The following is a 1204-nucleotide window of genomic DNA, read 5'->3' on the forward strand; positions in this document are numbered from 1 at the left end:
CGGCGTGCTGCTCGGTGGGGTGCTGGCCGACCGGTGGGGGCGGCGGTCCACCCTGCTCGCCGCCCACCTGGCCACCGCCGGACTGATGGTCGGGCTGGCCTTCAGCCGGCACCTGGTGATGATCGCGGCGCTCGCCGCCCTGGTCGGGGTGGCGCACTCGATGCCCAGCCCCGCCTTCGTGGCGGCGATCGTCGACGTGGTGCCCGAACGCCGGCGCTCCCGGGCCTTCAACCTCCAGTTCTGGGCGTTCAACCTGGGCATGGCCGTCGCCTCGCTGCTGGCCGGCCTCCTCGCCGAGGCGAGCTTCGTCGCGCTCTTCCTGGTCGACGCCGCCGCCACCGCGCTCGCGGCGGTGGTCATCGCCTGGAAGGTCCCGGAGACGCTCCCCCGCCTCGCCGCCAAGGCTGCCCCGATCTTGGACACTTTCCGCTCCGACCGGTCAGAAAGTGTCCAAGATCTTCGGGTGGCACCGGTCCGCGGCAGCGGAGCGGTGCCGCGGCGGGTGGGGCGGGAGCGGCAGCGGCGAGTGGGGTGGCCGCGGCGGGCGGGGCAAGAGCGGCGGGCGGGGCGGGAGCGGCAGGCGGGGCGGGAGCGGCAGGCGGGGCGGGAGCGGGAGCCGGGGCTGCACACGGCGCTGACCGACCGCACCTTCCTCACCTTCGTGGGCCTGACCTTCGTGTTGGCCGTGCTGACCATGCAGACGTCAACGATCATGCCCCTGGCGATGCGGTCGGACGGCCTGCGCCCGTCGGCGTACGGCGCGGTGGTGGCGCTCGGCGGAGTCCTGATCGTGCTCGGGCAGCTCTTCGTGCCGCGGCTGATCGAACGGCACCGCAAGGACCGCGTCCTGGCCGTCTCCACCGCGCTGCTGGCGCTCGGCTTCGCCACTCTCGCGTTCGCCGACGACGTGGCGGTCTACCTGGCCGCGGCGGTGGTCTGGACGGTCGGCCAGATGCTCGCCGCGCCGCCCAACGCGCAGATCAACGCCGACCTCGCCCCGCTCGAGCTGCGGGCCCGCTACCAGTCGGTGTTCTACCTGGCCTTCCCGGCGGCGTCGTTCGTGGCGCCCACCCTGGGCGGGGTCAGCCTCCAGTATCTCGGGGACCGGCACTGGCTCATCGTCGGCGGACTCGGGCTGCTGGCCGCCGGCTGCCATCTGCTCGCCGGCCCACCCCGCGAACGCCGCGTAGCGGCCCTCCGCCAG

The 1204-nt window shown here is 74.5% G+C and carries 1 protein-coding gene; it reads left to right on the plus strand.

Going from position 1 to position 1204, the window contains the following annotated elements; all coding sequences use genetic code 11:
• Positions 1 to 1204, plus strand: a 1204-nt coding sequence (locus tag F6X68_RS32700; protein ID WP_151457838.1) for an MFS transporter, incomplete at both ends; no start/stop codon positions are given.

Origin of the sequence: Micromonospora sp. AMSO12t, assembly GCF_008806585.1 — a bacterium.
Taxonomy (GTDB): Bacteria; Actinomycetota; Actinomycetes; order Mycobacteriales; family Micromonosporaceae; genus Micromonospora; species Micromonospora reichwaldensis.